Genomic DNA, 15,804 nt, shown 5'->3' with positions numbered 1-15,804 from the left:
TTACGTATGTTCACTCAGAGACTTGGTATTCATTTATTGTCCGAAGACATTAAGAATCCATGTCACTTTGAGTGCCCACACAGATTGTCTGATAAATTGTTAAAGAGCAGTTGCAACGCGGCGTTAAGCTCACCGTTGCGAGGTCCCGTATATTACGTTTTCCTCATTCAGAGTCAAGTGATTATTTTCGCTTTTCTCTGCTGGCGTTCATCTCTGAACCCCGCTAACCCGGCGGCCTGTAAGCCGTTGTTCCGTGTCAGTGGAGGCGCATTATAGGGAGTTCTCAGACGTTGACAACCCCTCTTTTAAAAAAAACTTTCAACCGTCTCTTTTTTGCTCAAAACCGTGCTACAGCGCCAGTTTTTCGAGCGTTTCAAAGCCATAACGGCGTAAAACGGGTAAAAGTTGCTCAGTCTCTTTCGTGATGGCCATACAAAACGCGATATTCGCATCGGTAGATTTCGCATCCGGCGCTTCATGCTCCAGCAGCCAGGCCGTACGACGGGCGATAGCCGCACCGGAATCCACCAGGCGCGTCCCCTCCGGCAGCACCTCTAATAGCTCTTCCTGTAATAGAGGGAAGTGAGTGCAGCCCAGCACAACGGTATCCGGGGGTTCGGGCATCCGCAGCCACGGACGAAGAATACGACGTAGCTCGTCGAGTGATACCGCCTTTCCATGCAGCTTCGCTTCAGCCATCTCCACCAGCTCAGCCGAACCCAGCATCGCAATCTGGCATTCGTTGGCAAAACGGTCGATCAGCTCGCGGGTATAAGGACGTTTTACCGTACCTCGCGTTGCCAGCAAACCCACAATGCCGTTCGCCGTCAGACGCGCGGCAGGCTTTATTGCAGGAACGACGCCCACAACCGGGAACGGGAATTTTTCACGCAGGGCGGGAAGAGAAACGGTGCTCGCCGTATTACAGGCGATGACGGCCAGCGCAAGGGGGTAGCGCTGTTGTACCGCGGTGACGATTTCAACCACACGCTCAACAATAAAATCTTCGCTCTTTTCCCCATACGGGAAAGCGACGTTATCGAAAGCGTAGATGTAATGGAGATCCGGCAGAAGATGCCGAATCTCATCATAGACCGAAAGCCCACCGACGCCGGAATCAAACACCAGCACGGTGGGACGCGGATTAGAAGGTGTAGCTGCCAGACAAGGTGTATTCCCGTCCTGCAGTTTGGTAGCCATAAACTGTCTCGTAATCTTTATCGAACAGGTTGGCTATTTTACCACGAACTGTGAGATGTGAGGTGACAGGATACGAAACTGCGACATCCCAAAGACTGACACCGCCCATTTTCACTTCACGAGATGGATAACCGCTGAAGTCATCATCGTAGCGCGTTCCGAGATAGCGGTACGCGAGATTCCAGTCAACGTCCCACGTCTGCCAGTCAAGCTGATACTTCACCTGCTGCTTTGAACGACGCTTCAGAACTTCGTTGGTTTTCGCATTACGCGGGTCGACATAGTCATAAGAAACCTGATGCCCCACAGGGCCGGTCTCAAACTGAGCCGTCGCTTCAATTCCTTCAATGCGCGCTTTGTCAACGTTATAAGGACGGTTCATCTGATCGTAACCAATCAGATTATCGATATCATTACGATAAGCACTGACGCGCCAGTTTACTGGGCCCGTCAGACCTTCAAAGCCACCTTCCCACTGTTTGCTCTCTTCAGGCTTAAGATTCGGGTTACCGTATTTCTCGCTGTGGATTTGACTCATCGTTGGCGCTTTATACGCCGTACCGTAAGAGGCAATGATGCGATACCCTTCTACAAATTCCCACGCAGCGCTGGTTTGCCAGGTGCTGTGGTTTCCGAAGTTAGAGTTATCGTCATTACGGGCTGCGGCTTCCAGCGTCACGCTATTAAACTGCTGCATACCGGAGAGGAAGACGCCCGTATTGTGCTGCTCATAGCCCTGGTTAAGAAGACCGGTACCCGCCTGCGTTTTTTGCTTTTGCCAGTCCAGACCTGCACCGATGTTACCGTGACCGACTGTCACGTTATTCATCCACTGAGCGGTATATTGCTTCACATCATCCATAGTGGAGGATGCCGCATAGCGCCCTTTGCTCGGATCATAGTTCAGGTCTTTGCTACGGCCATAACCCGCCACCAGCTGAGACTGGTAAATTCCCTGACTATAGCGCAGCCCCGTATCCCAGTTTTGGCTATAAAGCTGACGCGTATCCGGCGTGCCCGTTTTATTAAAGTTATCGTCGTAACTGTCATAGCCATCATAACCGTTACGGTTGTCGTAACCAAATCCACGGAAGAACCCGCTCACGCTGTCGGTAATCTGCTGTTCCACGGAGCCGTACAGCGATTTACTCATAAAGCCATCGCGGTCAGGCTGGCGCGGCGCATCTTTTGCGGCGATGTCAAAACCACGGGTATAGGTGTAGTTGCCCGCCATGGTGATTTTGGTTTTATCCAGCACCTGCTGGAAAGCGCCATCATAGGTCTGATAACCCTTAGAGCCAACGCCCGCTGAGATTTCTGCACCCGGCTTATCACGTCCGGTGATGATGTTAATCACGCCACCAATCGCGTCGGAACCATACAGGGCCGAACGCGGACCACGGATGTACTCAATACGCTGAATCAGCGAGGTCGGGATTTGGCTCAGATCGGGAACGTTGCTGATCCCGGCGTTATTCAAAGGAATACCGTCAATCAGCACCAGCACATGGCGAGATTCCGTTCCGCGAATAAAAGTCGAAGAGGTCGAGCCCAGTCCACCGCTTTGCGCGATATCCACGCCAGGCAGACGTGACATGATTTCCACCACGCTCTTTGCCTGCCAGCGATTAATATCTTCACGCGTTACGACGGACGTCGGCGCCAGAACAGTTTTTGCCGGTTGTTCAAAACGATTTGCCGTCACCACCAACGAGTCGGCGCTATCCTGCGCCCAGCCCGAAAATGCCGTAACGGACAACGCCGTCAACAGCGATACTTTTTTAATCATTGTTAAAGCATCCACAATATAAGAAGGATGCCGCAGGCCTCATCGATAGCACGCGATGATGAAACCAAATGCGACGTGATCCCGGCAGGTCTTCGGGCTAGGTGGCTATATAAGGATGAAGACTTCCCATTTTCACAGTGTCTACAACGCTCATCCCGCCAGACTTTACCGCTGCGCGTCAGCTCCAGATTTACACTGGATTCCCTTTTCACTCTCAGGAGACCGGAAACAGAATGCTACAATTAGACACGTATAGATGTCCAGACAGCTATTGGCCATTAAATCTGGACATCCCCTGAACAATGCCTACAATCCCCGCGTAATTCTTTATCACTCAGGACGCATCATGACCCCAGAACACCTCCCGACAGAACAGTACGACGCGCAGCTGGCTGAGAAAGTTGTCCGCCTGCAAAGTATGATGACGCCTTTCAACGCGCCCGTTCCCGAGGTGTTCCGCTCTCCCGTCAGCCACTACCGCATGCGCGCCGAATTCCGCATCTGGCACGACGGTGACGACCTGTACCACATCATTTTCGATCAGCAGACGAAGTCCCGTATCCGCGTGGACAGCTTTCCGGCAGCGAGCGAGCTCATTAACCAATTAATGACGCTGATAATGGACGGCGTGCGCAACAATCCGGTACTGCGTAACAAGCTGTTCCAGATTGACTACCTGACCACGCAAAGCAATCAGGCGATTGTCTCTCTGCTGTACCACAAAGCGCTGAATGACGAGTGGCGCGAGCAGGCGGAAGCGCTGCGCGATGCGCTGCGTGCGCAGAACATCAACGTCCACCTGATTGGCCGCGCGACAAAAACCAAAATCATGCTGGATCAGGATTACATCGACGAGCGCCTGCCGGTGGCAGGTAAAGAGATGGTGTATCGTCAGGTCGAGAACAGCTTCACCCAGCCGAACGCCGCGATGAACGTGCAGATGCTGGAGTGGGCGCTGAAGGCGACGGAAGGGTCAACGGGCGATTTGCTTGAGCTCTACTGCGGTAACGGCAACTTCTCGCTGGCGCTGGCGCGTAACTTCGATCGCGTCCTGGCAACGGAAATCGCCAAGCCGTCGGTGGCCGCCGCGCAGTACAACATTGCCGCTAACCATATCGACAATGTGCAGATCGTTCGTATGGCCGCAGAAGAGTTCACGCAGGCCATGAACGGCGTGCGCCAGTTTAACCGCCTGGAAGGGATCGATCTGAAGAGCTACCAGTGTGAGACAATTTTTGTCGACCCGCCGCGCAGTGGCCTGGACAGCGAAACCGAGAAGATGGTGCAGGCGTACCCGCGTATTTTGTACATCTCCTGTAACCCGGAGACGCTGTGCAAGAATCTCGAAACATTAGGCCAGACGCACAATATTGAACGTCTGGCGCTGTTCGATCAGTTCCCGTATACGCACCATATGGAGTGCGGCGTACTGCTCACGGCGAAGTAATGTGGGACTTGCAGGGCAGGTAAGCGAAGCGCCACCTGCCAAAAAAGCCGGATGGCGCTTCGCTTATCCGGCCTACAATGAAGAAACCCTTTACTCTGGTAACTGGCTCTTGCGGCTACGCATGCGCGAGCCAATCCAGAACACCAGCGCCACAGACAGTACCGCAGGGAAGAAGTTAGAGCCGATATCCGGATATTCCGCGCGAACCACGGTGCTATACAGCAATACGCCCAGAATAAAGCAGGCAGCGGCCAGCCCCGGTAACCCCACCGGCATGGTGCGGTTCAGGTAACGTTGATGCAGGCAGTAAACCGTCAGCACCAGCGCAATAAGCGGGAAAATCGAAAATGGAACGATTGAGCTAAAAATAGCGGCAAACGTACCATTAATGGATAAGCCAGCGATCAATGCCAGCAACAGCGTCCCTTTATCCTGACCTGACTGTTTCATTACTCACCTTCACTCTTCGGTTTGATGTGCCAGTTTCTCTTGTTCTCGGCGATACCAGTAGTACGCGCCTTTGGAGATCATCCTCAGCTGCAATACCAGTCGCTCTTCGAGCTGCTTGCGTTGTTCAATGCTGACATCCAGCGCTTCGGCACCCGCGCTGAAAACAATCGTCACCATCGCCTCGGCCTGTGCTTCAGTAAACGCACGCGGCATATGGTTTTCGAGTTCAAGATAGTCGGCAAGTTCCGCGATGAAGTGCTGAATTTCACGCGCGACGGCGGCACGAAACGCCGCCGACGTGCCCGAACGCTCGCGCAGAAGAAGACGAAACGCGTTGGGGTTATTGCCGATAAATTCCATAAAGGTTGATACGGAGGTGCGGATCACGCTGCCCCCTTTGGCGATACGCTGACGCGCCTGGCGCATCAGCTGGCGCAGCATTAAACCGCTCTCGTCGACCATGGTCAGGCCCAGTTCATCCACATCACGGAAATGACGATAGAAGGACGTTGGCGCAATCCCGGCCTCGCGTGCGACTTCGCGCAGGCTCAAACTGGCAAAACTCCGCTCAGCACTCAGTTGACTGAATGCGGCTTCCACCAGCGAACGCCGGGTTTTCTCTTTTTGTTGTGCTCTTACGCCCATCACGATAGTTGAATCCTTCCAAAGGCCTGATGGCACTATACCAGAGAATAAAATTAATCTGTTTGCCTGGCTTTGTGAATGATTGTTTACGTGCGGTTTGTGCTCCACTGCCGGAAAAAAGCACAACGATAATTGGGTTACTCTGTCAATGATGTTATGATTCTGTTGCTTTTATGTATAAGAACAGGTAAGCCTTGCCATGCCACATTCCTACGATTACGACGCAATAGTTATTGGTTCCGGCCCCGGCGGCGAAGGTGCTGCTATGGGTCTGGTGAAACAGGGAGCCAGAGTAGCGGTCATTGAGCGCTACCATAATGTCGGCGGCGGTTGCACCCACTGGGGCACCATCCCTTCCAAAGCCCTCCGCCACGCCGTTAGCCGCATTATCGAATTTAACCAGAACCCTCTTTACAGCGACCACTCCCGACTTCTTCGTTCCTCTTTTGCTGACATCCTGAATCACGCGGATACCGTTATTAACCAGCAGACACGTATGCGTCAGGGGTTTTATGAGCGTAACCACTGTGAAATTTTGCAGGGCAACGCGCATTTTGTGGATGAACACACCCTGGCACTCGAATGCCACGACGGTTCGGTTGAAACCATCACGGCTGAAAAATTTGTGATTGCCTGCGGTTCACGCCCTTACCATCCGGCCGACGTGGACTTCTCGCACCCGCGCGTCTACGACAGCGACTCGATTCTGAGCCTGCACCATGAACCCCGCCACGTCATTATCTATGGTGCAGGGGTCATTGGCTGCGAATATGCGTCGATCTTCCGCGGAATGGAGGTCAAAGTTGACCTGATCAACACCCGCGACCGCCTGCTGGCGTTCCTCGATCAGGAGATGTCGGACTCTCTCTCCTACCACTTCTGGAACAGCGGCGTGGTGATTCGCCACAACGAAGAGTACGAGAAGATCGAAGGCTGCGACGACGGGGTGATCATGCACCTGAAGTCCGGTAAGAAGCTGAAAGCAGACTGCCTGCTGTACGCCAACGGCCGTACCGGCAACACCGATTCACTGCAATTGCAGAACATCGGTCTTGAAACCGACAGCCGCGGTCAGCTGAAGGTCAACAGCATGTACCAGACCGCCCTGCCGCACGTTTACGCGGTCGGCGACGTGATTGGTTACCCAAGTCTGGCCTCAGCCGCTTACGACCAGGGACGCATTGCCGCACAGGCGCTGGTAAAAGGCGAAGCGACGGCGCACCTGATCGAAGATATTCCGACGGGCATCTATACCATTCCGGAAATCAGTTCTGTCGGGAAAACCGAGCAGCAGCTGACGGCCATGAAGGTACCTTACGAGGTGGGGCGTGCGCAGTTTAAACATCTGGCGCGGGCGCAAATCGTGGGGATGAGCGTGGGTACGCTGAAGATCCTGTTCCACCGCGAGACGAAAGAGATCCTCGGGATTCACTGCTTCGGTGAACGCGCGGCGGAAATCATTCATATCGGCCAGGCAATCATGGAGCAGAAAGGTGGTGGTAACACCATTGAGTACTTCGTTAACACCACCTTTAACTACCCGACCATGGCGGAAGCCTACCGGGTAGCGGCACTAAACGGCCTGAACCGCCTGTTTTAACGCGCTGTCGAAATGGCCATCCATCGAACCACGGATGGCCTCTGCCAGCTGCTCATAGCGGCTGCGCAGCGGTGAACCCGGACGATACACCAGGCCGATAGTGCGACGCGGCTCCGGCTTAATGCACGGCAGATAAACCACGCCATCTCGTTTACGCTCGCGCGGCACGGCCAGCGCAGGCAGCAGCGTGATGCCGCTTCCCGCCGCGACCATATTACGCAGCGTTTCCAGGCTGGTTGCGCGGAAGTGGGTATCCTCATCCGCACCCGCTTCGAAGCAGAAGCCCATAGCCTGATCGCGCAGGCAGTGGCCGTCTTCCAGCATCAGCAGCTTTTCACCGGCCAGATCGGCCATCGGTACGCGATCGCGGTTCGCCCACGGGTGATCTTCATAGATCGCCAGCATCATCGGCTCATCGAACAGCGGCACTTCTATAAAGGCTTCACTCTCTTTTACCAGCGCAAGAATGGCGCAGTCGAGCTTACCGCTGTCCAGCTGTGCCAGCAGCTGATGGGTTTGCGCTTCATGCAGGTACATTTCGAGTTTCGGGAACGTCTGGTGCAGCATCGGAATGATCTGCGGCAACAGGTACGGGCCAACGGTAGGGATCAGGCCAATATGCAGCGGGCCGGACATCGCCTCCCCCTGCTGGCTTGCCATTTCCTTGAGCACTTTGACCTCGCGCAGCACGGTGCGCGCCTGATCCACCAGCAGAAGACCTGCCTGTGTGAACAGAACCTTACGACTGGTGCGCTCCAGCAGCATCACGCCCAGCTCGTCTTCCAGCTTGCGGATCTGACCGCTCAGCGTGGGCTGGCTGACGTGGCAAGAATCTGCCGCGCGGCGAAAGTGACGATGCTCGGCTAACGCTACCAGGTATTCAAGATCACGAATATTCATTATTCATCCTCCGTCGCCACGATAGTTCATGGCGATAGATAGCATAGCAACGAACGATTATCCCTATCAAGCATTCTGTTGAATAATACACCACATAGACGAGGCGGCACGTGTTTGACCCAAAACGACCCTGCACCGTCAGCGAGTTTCTCTCAAAACTCGAACAACTAAAGCCAACGTGAACTTTTGCGGACCCCGTGGTCCGCTTTTTTTTTGCATAAAAAAGCCCGGCGCTAAGCCAGGCTTCGTTTTGCTCCCTCTCCCCGTGGGAGAGGGCCGGGGTGAGGGCACCCGCCCGCACGGTTCAAACCAACCGGTTTTTCGCATCCGCAATCGCCTGCGCCACCTGCTTCGGCGACACGCCGCCCTTTGCGGCACGCTTGTCCAGACAGGACTGCAGCGCCAGAATCGGATACACATCATCCCCGATAACCGCGCTGAATTTCTGCAGGTCGGCAAGCGGCAGATCCTCCAGCGGCTTACCTTGGCGAATCGCTTCCACTACCGCTTCACCCACAATATGGTGCGCTTCACGGAACGGTACGCCTTTCGCCACCAGGTAATCCGCCAGTTCGGTAGAGTTCGCGTAGCCCTGCTGCGCCGCTTCCTGGCAGCGCGGACGTTTCACCTGAATGCCGTCCAGCACCAGCGCGCCCATATGCAGACAGTCCAGCCAGGTGTCGAGCGCGTCGAACAGCCCTTCCTTGTCTTCCTGCATGTCTTTGTTGTACGCCAGCGGCAGCCCTTTCAGGGTCATCATCATGCCGGTCAGCGCACCCTGCACGCGGCCACATTTGCCGCGGATCAGCTCGAGCGCGTCCGGGTTTTTCTTCTGCGGCATCAGGGATGAGCCTGAAGTCACGCGGTCGGACAGCTCGACGAAGCCCGCTTCGCCAGAGTTAAAGAAGATCAGGTCTTCGGCAAAGCGCGACAGGTGCACCATCCCGATAGAGGCATTGGAGAGCAGCTCCAGCACGTGGTCGCGGTCAGAGACGCTGTCCAGGCTGTTACGGGTGGCGGAGGCAAAGCCCAGCCAGCCTGCCAGCTGTTCGCGGTCAATTTCATACGCCGTACCCGCCAGCGCGCCGCTGCCCAGCGGGCTGACGTCCAGACGCTTCAGGGTATCCTGCAGACGGCTTTCATCACGCGCCAGCATCTCAACGTAGGCCAGACACCAGTGCGCAAAGGTCACCGGCTGCGCGCGCTGCAGGTGAGTATAACCCGGCATCACCGCGTCCTGGTTGTTCTGCGCGGTTTCCACCAGCGCGCTCTGCAGCTGACGGTTGGCCGCCAGCAGTTCGCCGACGGTATCTTTACACCACAGCTTCAGGTCGGTGGCGACCTGGTCGTTACGGCTGCGCCCGGTGTGAAGCTTTTTACCCAGCTGGCCGACTTTGTCGATAAGCTTGCCTTCCACCCAGCTGTGAATATCTTCGGCATCGCTTTCGAGGATCTGCTGAGGATTAAGACGCACCTCTTCCAGCAGATTGTTCAGCGCTTCTTCCAGCTGTAATTGTTCGTCTGCGGTCAGTACGCCCACCGTCACCAGCGCTTTGGACCAGGCCACAGAGCCGACAATATCCTGTTCGGCCAGGCGGTAGTCGAAGCGCAAAGAGTCGTTGAACTGTTTGAACCGCTGATCCGCTGCCTGTGTAAAACGCCCACCCCAAAGTGCCATAACATGCTTCCTTTATTCGTTAGTTCCGCCGGGTGGCGCTACGCTTACCCGGCCTACGGTCATTCAATAAAACTTAGGCTAAAATACGCGTGCCAATCGGCGTGCCGTTAAACAGCGCCGGGAGCTGCTCCGCGTGACGCCAGGAGGCGATATCCACCGGGCGGCCCAGCGTGCGCGCGGCATCCAGCGCGGCGTTCACTTTGACGATCATGCCGTCGGTAATAATGCCCTGAGCAATCAGCTGCTCGGCTTTCTCTGCCGTCATTTCCGCAATGCGCTGGCCTTTACCGTCCAGAATGCCGCTCACGTCGGAGAGCAGGATCAGATCCGCACCCAGCGTTGCCGCCAGTGCCGTCGCCGCCTGGTCAGCGTTGACGTTCATCAGCTCGCCCTCTTCGGTCACGCCGATAGAGCTCACCACCGGCAGGAAACCGCCTTCCAGCAGCGTGTTAATCAGCTTAGGCGAACCTGGCTGCGCCAGTCCAACGTGGCCGAGCTCTTCGTCGAGCTGGGTCACTTTTACGCTGTCGCCATCGCCCAGATAGAGGCCAACGGACGCGATGTGGTGTTTCTTCGCCCACGCCAGCAGCGTTTTGTTCGCCGTACCCGCCAGCGCGCCGGTAATGATGTCAATCTGGTCAGCAGGCGTCACGCGCAGGCCGTTTTTCTTTTTCACCGGCAGGTTGAGCCCTTTCATCAGCTCATCCACCACGCAGCCGCCGCCGTGCACAATCACCAGCGGACGTTGATGTGATTCGCGATAGTTCACCAGCGCGGTAAACAGACGCTCCAGCGCTTCTTCGCTGTCCAGCAGTACACCACCGAGTTTGATAATTAATGGGTTCATCATCACACCTTAAATAAGAGCCTGCGTTTCCGGGAAACCGAAACGAATATTTGCACACTGCATTGCCTGTGCGGCAGCACCTTTGAGTAAGTTATCTTCTGCGGCGACCACAATCAGATGCTCGCCCTGCACGGCAAAGCCGATGTCGCAGAACGGCAGGCCGACTACGTTTTTCAGCGCCGGCACGCCTTTGTCGTACAGGCGCACCAGCGGTTTATCCGCATAGGCCTGGGTGAAGACCTCGTTCACCTGCTCTTTGGTCACGCCGGGCTTCAGGCGGCAGGTAATCGTTTCGAGGATCCCACGCGGGAAGCTGCCAAGGTGCGGGGTGAAAATCACCTCGGCGCCCAGATGCGTCGTGATTTCAGGGTGATGACGGTGGTTAAACACGCCATACGGCTGAAGGCTCACTTCGCAGAAGCTGTTAGAGATAGCGGCCTTACGCCCTGCTCCGCTCACGCCGCTGGTGGCGTTGATCACCGGCCACTGGTTGAGATCCAGCAGACCCGCGTCGATCAGCGGCTTCAGGGAAAGCTGCGCCGCCGTCGGGTAGCAGCCCGGAACGGCAATCAGGTCCGCTTCTTTCAGCTTGTCTGCGCTCCACTCCGCCAGGCCGTACACCGCTTTTTCAAGCAGATCCGGATGCTGATGGGTGAAACCGTAATATTTTTCGTAAAACGCGCCGTCGTTAACGCGGAATGCGCCGGAGAGGTCGAAGACCACGCAGCCCGCCGCCAGGAACTGCGGCGCCAGGTCGTGGCTGACCTCGTGCGCGGTGGCTAAAAACACCACGTCGACGCCGTCGGTAAACTCGCTGATGTCAGACATTGGCTGCAGCGGCAGATCGACAATGCCTTTAAGCTGCGGATGCAAATCGGAAATTAACTTTCCTGCATCATTGCTTTGCGCTGACACGGTCAAAGCGGTTATGGTCATATGTGGATGGCGATTCACGTAGCTTACAAGCTCTGCGCCCGCATAACCGCTAGCGCCTACAATCAGCGTATTCAACATCGGGTTCCTTTATGCTCAACGTTAATGTATTTTTATTCACATTTATTGCATGAATATTGATACTATCACGACCTAAGGTGTGTCAACAATGAAAATGAACTTACCGCCATTTATCGAGATCTACCGCGCCCTGATTGCCACACCGTCCATCAGCGCAACGGAAGAAGCGCTGGATCAGAGCAATGAGTCTTTAATCAATCTGCTGGCGGGTTGGTTTAGCGATCTTGGGTTTAACGTTGAGGTTCAGCCCGTACCCGGAACACGCCACAAATTTAACCTGCTTGCCAGCACCGGAACCGGTGCGGGCGGCCTGCTGCTGGCCGGTCATACCGACACCGTGCCGTTTGACGACGGCCGCTGGACCCGCGACCCGTTTACCCTGACCGAGCACGACAACAAGCTCTACGGTCTGGGCACCGCCGACATGAAAGGCTTCTTCGCCTTTATCCTCGACGCGCTGCGTGACGTAGACGTGACGAAGCTGAAAAAACCGCTCTACATTCTGGCAACCGCCGATGAAGAGACCAGCATGGCGGGCGCGCGCTACTTCTCTGAAAACACCTCCATTCGCCCGGACTGCGCGATCATCGGTGAGCCGACTTCTCTGCAGCCGATCCGCGCGCACAAAGGCCATATTTCTACCGCCGTGCGCGTGCTGGGCCAGTCCGGCCACTCCAGCGATCCGGCGCGCGGCGTGAACGCCATCGAGCTGATGCATGACGCCATCGGCCGCATCATGACCCTGCGCGACGATTTGAAAGAACGTTATCACTACGAGGCGTTCACCGTACCGTATCCGACGCTGAACCTCGGCAGCCTGCACGGCGGCGATGCCTCCAACCGTATCTGCGCCTGCTGCGAACTGCATATGGACATCCGCCCGCTGCCGGGCATGACCCTGAGCGATCTCGACGGCCTGCTGAATGAGGCGCTGGCCCCGGTGAGCGAGCGCTGGCCGGGCCGCCTGACGGTCTCCGAACTGCATCCGCCGATCCCGGGTTACGAATGCCCGCCGGATCACCAGCTGGTCGAAGTGGTGGAAAAACTGCTCGGTGAGAAAACCGACGTGGTGAACTACTGCACCGAAGCGCCGTTTATTCAGACGCTTTGCCCAACGCTGGTCCTTGGCCCTGGCTCCATCAACCAGGCGCACCAGCCGGATGAATATCTGGAAACCCGCTTCATCAAGCCCACCCGCGAACTGATTACCCAGGTTGTTCATCACTTCTGCTGGCATTAAAACCGCACCGAAGAGTCCCCTCTCCCTGTGGGAGAGGGTTTAGGGTGAGGACAACAAATCGCATGATCTCCGTCACATTCCCATAAGCATCTCTTATCTGACGCAATGCGAATTAAATTTCGTAAATTGCCCGCATTTATTCGTTTGCTGAACCGTTTTCGCAGCAATTGACGACGGGGGTTTTACGTGGCTTTATAAAGGGAGATGACAAAATAATGTCCAGAAGATTCTCGCCTGGGCATAAACAAAAATGATGGGGTGACTGGGTTTTTATGAACGAACAATATTCCGCGTTGCGTAGTAATGTCAGTATGCTCGGCAAAGTGCTTGGAGATACCATCAAAGATGCGTTGGGGGAGAACATCCTCGACCGCGTTGAAACCATCCGCAAGCTGTCTAAATCTTCCCGTTCAGGTAACGAGGCCAGTCGCCAGGAGCTGCTTACGACGTTGCAGAACCTCTCTAACGACGAGCTGCTGCCCGTTGCGCGCGCATTCAGCCAGTTCCTGAACCTGGCCAACACCGCTGAGCAATACCACAGCATTTCGCCAAACGGCGAAGCGGCCAGCAACCCGGAAGTCATTGCCCGCACCCTTCGTAAACTGAAAGACCAGCCAGACCTCAACGAAGCCACCATCAAAAAAGCGGTGGAGTCGCTTTCGCTGGAGCTGGTGCTGACCGCTCACCCAACCGAGATCACCCGTCGCACCCTGATCCACAAAATGGTGGAAGTGAACAACTGTCTGAAGCAGTTGGATAACAAAGACATTGCCGACTACGAACGCAACCAGCTGATGCGCCGTCTGCGCCAGCTGATTGCCCAGTCCTGGCACACCGATGAAATTCGTAAGCATCGCCCAAGCCCGGTCGACGAAGCCAAATGGGGCTTTGCGGTGGTGGAAAACAGCCTGTGGGAAGGGGTGCCTAACTACCTGCGCGAGCTGAACGAACAGCTGGAAGAGAACCTCGGCTACCGCCTGCCGGTCGACTTTGTTCCGGTGCGCTTCACCTCCTGGATGGGCGGCGACCGCGACGGTAACCCGAACGTGACCGCGGAAATCACCCGTCACGTCCTGCTGCTGAGCCGCTGGAAAGCGACCGACCTTTTCCTGAAAGACATTCAGGTGCTGATCTCCGAGCTGTCGATGGTTGAGGCGACGCCTGAACTGCGCGCACTGGCCGGGGAAGAAGGTGCCAGCGAGCCTTACCGTTTCCTGATGAAAAAACTGCGTGGTCAGCTGATGGCCACTCAGGCCTGGCTCGAAGCGCGTCTGAAAGGTCAGCGCCTGCCAAAACCGGAAGGCCTGCTCAGCCAGAACGAACAGCTCTGGGAGCCGCTCTACGCCTGCTATAAATCACTGCAGGCCTGCGGGATGGGCATCATCGCCAACGGCGAACTGCTCGACACCCTGCGTCGCGTGAAGTGTTTCGGCGTGCCGCTGGTGCGTATCGACGTGCGTCAGGAAAGTACCCGCCATACCGAAGCGCTGGGCGAGCTGACCCGCTATCTCGGCATCGGCGATTATGAAAGCTGGTCCGAAGCCGACAAACAGGCCTTCCTGATCCGCGAGCTGAACTCGAAGCGCCCTCTGCTGCCGCGCAACTGGGAGCCAAGCAACGAAACCCGCGAAGTGCTCAACACCTGTAAAGCGATCGTTGATGCGCCGAAAGGATCGGTGGCCGCCTATGTGATCTCCATGGCGAAGACCCCGTCTGACGTGCTGGGCGTACACCTTCTGCTGAAAGAAGCGGGTATCGACTACGCTCTGCCGGTCGCCCCGCTGTTTGAGACCCTCGACGACCTGAACAATGCCAACGACGTCATGAGCCAGCTGTTGAATATCGACTGGTACCGCGGCTTTATTCAGGGCAAACAGATGGTGATGATTGGCTATTCCGACTCCGCTAAAGATGCGGGCGTGATGGCGGCATCTTGGGCGCAGTATCAGGCGCAGGACGCACTGATCAAAACCTGCGAGAAAGCCGGTATTGAACTGACCCTGTTCCACGGACGCGGTGGTTCAATTGGCCGTGGCGGCGCACCAGCGCACGCAGCGCTGCTGTCGCAGCCGCCGGGAAGCCTGAAAGGCGGCCTGCGCGTCACCGAGCAGGGCGAGATGATCCGCTTCAAATACGGCCTGCCGGAAGTGACCATCAGTAGCCTGTCGCTTTATACCAGCGCGATTCTGGAAGCGAACCTGCTGCCACCGCCGGAGCCGAAAGAGTCCTGGTGCCACATCATGGACGAGCTGTCCGATATCTCCTGCGATCTGTACCGTGGCTATGTGCGCGAGAACAAAGATTTCGTGCCTTACTTCCGCTCGGCCACGCCTGAGCAAGAGCTGGGTAAACTGCCGCTGGGTTCACGTCCGGCCAAACGTCGCCCGACCGGTGGCGTGGAGTCTTTGCGTGCGATTCCGTGGATCTTCGCCTGGACGCAGAACCGCCTGATGCTGCCCGCCTGGCTGGGTGCCGGTGCCGCACTGCAAAAAGTGGTGGAAGATGGCAAACAAAGCGAACTGGAAACCATGTGCCGCGACTGGCCGTTCTTCTCCACGCGTCTTGGCATGCTGGAGATGGTCTTCTCGAAAGCTGACCTGTGGCTGGCAGAATATTACGACCAGCGTCTGGTGAAACCCGAGCTGTGGACGCTGGGTAAAGAGCTGCGCGAACTGCTGGAAGGCGACATCAAAGTGGTGCTGGATATCGCCAACGACTCGCACCTGATGGAAGACCTGCCGTGGATTGCCGAATCTATCCAGCTGCGTAATATCTACACCGATCCGCTTAACGTCCTGCAGGCAGAGCTGCTGCACCGTTCACGTCAGGCGGAAGAGGAAGGTAAAGAGCCGGATCCGCGCGTTGAACAGGCGTTGATGGTGACGATTGCAGGCGTTGCGGCGGGTATGCGTAACACCGGCTAATCGGTTTTGCCGGGTAGCGCTTACGCTTACCCGGCCTACAATATGCTTTTCGTAGGCCCGGTAAGCGCCA

12 protein-coding genes and 1 riboswitch are annotated in these 15,804 nt (G+C 56.2%); of the genes, 4 read left to right on the top strand and 8 right to left on the bottom strand.

From position 1 onward, the window contains the following. Nucleotides 1-348: 348 nt before the first annotated feature. Entirely contained in the window at nt 349-1,200 is an 852-nt protein-coding gene (gene murI, locus AB8846_RS18870) for a glutamate racemase (protein ID WP_063144401.1), read from the bottom strand. Continuing rightward, a complete protein-coding gene (gene btuB / locus AB8846_RS18865; RefSeq protein ID WP_370733387.1) occupies nt 1,145-2,989 on the bottom strand; it encodes a TonB-dependent vitamin B12 receptor BtuB in 1,845 nt (614 codons plus the stop codon). Before btuB ends, murI begins: the two co-directional genes overlap by 56 nt. Before the next feature lie 65 nt (nt 2,990-3,054). Then, a riboswitch (cobalamin riboswitch) is annotated at nt 3,055-3,231 on the bottom strand. A 104-nt stretch (nt 3,232-3,335) separates the two neighbouring features. Here btuB and trmA point away from each other — a divergent pair. After that, nucleotides 3,336-4,436, top strand: coding sequence for a tRNA (uridine(54)-C5)-methyltransferase TrmA (gene trmA / locus AB8846_RS18860; RefSeq protein ID WP_063144399.1), 1,101 nt, complete (start codon nt 3,336-3,338; stop codon nt 4,434-4,436). Between the two features lie 90 nt (nt 4,437-4,526). Here the strand turns inward: trmA and AB8846_RS18855 are convergent, their stop codons facing one another. Together AB8846_RS18855 and fabR are read right to left on the bottom strand one after the other, a co-directional pair. Then, nucleotides 4,527-4,886 carry a YijD family membrane protein gene (locus AB8846_RS18855; RefSeq protein ID WP_008501783.1) on the bottom strand — a complete coding sequence of 120 codons (360 nt, stop codon included), beginning with the start codon at nt 4,884-4,886 and terminating at the stop codon, nt 4,527-4,529. 9 nt (nt 4,887-4,895) lie between these two features. Further along, a complete protein-coding gene (gene fabR / locus AB8846_RS18850; RefSeq protein WP_008501784.1) occupies nt 4,896-5,534 on the bottom strand; it encodes an HTH-type transcriptional repressor FabR in 639 nt (212 codons plus the stop codon). Between the two features lie 196 nt (nt 5,535-5,730). Between fabR and sthA the strand changes: the two genes are divergently transcribed. Continuing rightward, complete coding sequence (gene sthA, locus AB8846_RS18845) at nt 5,731-7,131, top strand: Si-specific NAD(P)(+) transhydrogenase (RefSeq protein WP_063144398.1); 1,401 nt, start codon at nt 5,731-5,733, stop codon at nt 7,129-7,131. Here the strand turns inward: sthA and oxyR are convergent. From oxyR to argC, 4 genes are all read right to left on the bottom strand, one after another. Continuing rightward, on the bottom strand, nt 7,105-8,031 hold the full coding sequence (oxyR, locus tag AB8846_RS18840) for a DNA-binding transcriptional regulator OxyR (protein ID WP_063144397.1): 927 nt from the start codon (nt 8,029-8,031) through the stop codon (nt 7,105-7,107). The two genes, sthA and oxyR, sit on opposite strands and share 27 nt — an antisense overlap. 304 nt (nt 8,032-8,335) lie before the next feature. Beyond that, nucleotides 8,336-9,709, bottom strand: coding sequence for an argininosuccinate lyase (argH, locus tag AB8846_RS18835; RefSeq protein WP_370733386.1), 1,374 nt, complete (start codon nt 9,707-9,709; stop codon nt 8,336-8,338). Nucleotides 9,710-9,782: 73 nt separating this feature from the next. Beyond that, nucleotides 9,783-10,559 (bottom strand): acetylglutamate kinase, encoded by a 777-nt coding sequence (argB, locus tag AB8846_RS18830; protein WP_090420882.1) that lies wholly within the window; start codon nt 10,557-10,559, stop codon nt 9,783-9,785. A gap of 6 nt (nt 10,560-10,565) precedes the next feature. Beyond that, on the bottom strand, nt 10,566-11,570 hold the full coding sequence (argC, locus tag AB8846_RS18825) for an N-acetyl-gamma-glutamyl-phosphate reductase (RefSeq protein WP_063144395.1): 1,005 nt from the start codon (nt 11,568-11,570) through the stop codon (nt 10,566-10,568). A gap of 88 nt (nt 11,571-11,658) precedes the next feature. On the opposite strand from argC, the gene argE reads away from it, so the two are divergent. Beyond that, nucleotides 11,659-12,810: an acetylornithine deacetylase gene (gene argE, locus AB8846_RS18820; protein ID WP_008501790.1), complete on the top strand. Its 1,152-nt coding sequence runs from the start codon at nt 11,659-11,661 to the stop codon at nt 12,808-12,810. Between the two features lie 272 nt (nt 12,811-13,082). Then, entirely contained in the window at nt 13,083-15,734 is a 2,652-nt protein-coding gene (gene ppc, locus AB8846_RS18815) for a phosphoenolpyruvate carboxylase (RefSeq protein WP_063144394.1), read from the top strand. The last annotated feature ends 70 nt before the right edge of the window (nt 15,735-15,804 follow it).

It is taken from the genome of Enterobacter sp. KB-221C9, assembly GCF_041320715.1.
In the GTDB taxonomy this organism is placed as follows: Bacteria; Pseudomonadota; Gammaproteobacteria; order Enterobacterales; family Enterobacteriaceae; genus Enterobacter; species Enterobacter asburiae_D.
This window is presented reverse-complemented; position numbering and strand designations above follow the sequence as displayed.

Bases quoted from the DNA above. Each gene is read 5' to 3' on its own strand.
- argE (WP_008501790.1), top strand. From the start codon at position 11,659: ATGAAAATGAACTTACCGCCATTTATCGAGATCTACCGCGCCCTGATT.
- trmA (WP_063144399.1), top strand. From the start codon at position 3,336: ATGACCCCAGAACACCTCCCGACAGAACAGTACGACGCGCAGCTGGCT.
- argC (WP_063144395.1), bottom strand. From the start codon at position 11,570: ATGTTGAATACGCTGATTGTAGGCGCTAGCGGTTATGCGGGCGCAGAG.
- argH (WP_370733386.1), bottom strand. From the start codon at position 9,709: ATGGCACTTTGGGGTGGGCGTTTTACACAGGCAGCGGATCAGCGGTTC.
- murI (WP_063144401.1), bottom strand. From the start codon at position 1,200: ATGGCTACCAAACTGCAGGACGGGAATACACCTTGTCTGGCAGCTACA.
- AB8846_RS18855 (WP_008501783.1), bottom strand. From the start codon at position 4,886: ATGAAACAGTCAGGTCAGGATAAAGGGACGCTGTTGCTGGCATTGATC.
- btuB (WP_370733387.1), bottom strand. From the start codon at position 2,989: ATGATTAAAAAAGTATCGCTGTTGACGGCGTTGTCCGTTACGGCATTT.
- ppc (WP_063144394.1), top strand. From the start codon at position 13,083: ATGAACGAACAATATTCCGCGTTGCGTAGTAATGTCAGTATGCTCGGC.
- argB (WP_090420882.1), bottom strand. From the start codon at position 10,559: ATGATGAACCCATTAATTATCAAACTCGGTGGTGTACTGCTGGACAGC.
- sthA (WP_063144398.1), top strand. From the start codon at position 5,731: ATGCCACATTCCTACGATTACGACGCAATAGTTATTGGTTCCGGCCCC.
- oxyR (WP_063144397.1), bottom strand. From the start codon at position 8,031: ATGAATATTCGTGATCTTGAATACCTGGTAGCGTTAGCCGAGCATCGT.